Below are 1,061 nucleotides of genomic sequence, written 5' to 3' on the forward strand. Positions count from 1 at the left end.
CTGCGAGCCGGGGCTTCGTAGGGGCGACTGCATCTCGTTGCTCGAAGACGTGATGGGGCTGAGTGACTGGGACAAGTTCGGCGTGGCGCTGGCGCTGTCACTCGACCCACTCAAGGAGAGCATCTCCAGGGCCGTGGAGGACACCCTGGCGCCGCAGCTTTTCTACTCGATGATCGCCACGGGCCTCGTGACCTGGGCGGCGCTGGCCGCCAATCCTGAGCCTGCCTTCACAAAGGCGGCCGCGGTCATCTCGGCCCTGCTCCTGGTCTACCTGGGCGCGGAGACGTTCCTGGAGCTGATTGAGGCGAGCCAGGACCTGAAGCTCGCGACGGACGGGGCCACCACCTGGAAGGAACTGGATGCATCCGGCCAGCGCTTCGCCACCCGGGTCGGTCCATCTATCGCGCGAGTCCTGGTCCTCGCGGTCACGGTCGCGGTGAGCCATGGCCTGACCGGCGGCGCGTCGTTGCTGGCGGCCCGGCTTGCGACGCTGCCGAACTTCCCGGGAGGCGCGGCGGTGGCCTCACGCGTTGGCGTCAACGTCGCGGGCCTTGAGCAGGTGAGGGCCGTGTCCGTCTCGGGCGGCGTCATCACGCTCTCGCTTCCGTCCACGGTGGTTGCCATGGCGGCGAAGCCTCCGGTCAGCACCACGCCAAGCGGGGCGCGTTCCTGGAACTCATTCAGCAGCCTCAAGCGGGCCCGAGGACCCGCAGGGCCAGGAAAGCAGTGGCACCACATCGTCGAGCAGACGGACGGCAACGTGCGGCGGTTCGGCCCCCAGTCCCTGCACAACACCGATAACGTGATCGCGATCGACGAAGCCGTCCACCAGCGGATCAGCGCGTACTATTCATCGAAGGAAGTCGCTCTTACGGGAGTGCAGACGATTCGGCAATGGTTGAGCGGCCAGTCCTTCCAGGCTCAACGAGACTTCGGCATGAAGACCCTCATTCGCTTTGGAGCTGTCCCTTGAGTACCCGCAAGTTCCAGAAGGCCAGCAACGAAGAGCTCGTCCAGTGGTACGCGGAGGGGTCGGTCGCATACGGGAAGGCCCTGGAGGC

General features: G+C 66.2%; 1 protein-coding gene. It reads left to right on the forward strand.

The window, feature by feature from the left end:
• The coding region (locus D7V77_RS42110) for a hypothetical protein (RefSeq protein WP_120581744.1) at window positions 1-973 on the forward strand (973 nt) is incomplete at its 5' end.
• Window positions 974-1,061 lie beyond the last annotated feature (88 nt).

The sequence above is a fragment of the Corallococcus sp. CA041A genome, assembly GCF_003612075.1.
GTDB classification, from domain to species: domain Bacteria; phylum Myxococcota; class Myxococcia; order Myxococcales; family Myxococcaceae; genus Corallococcus; species Corallococcus exiguus.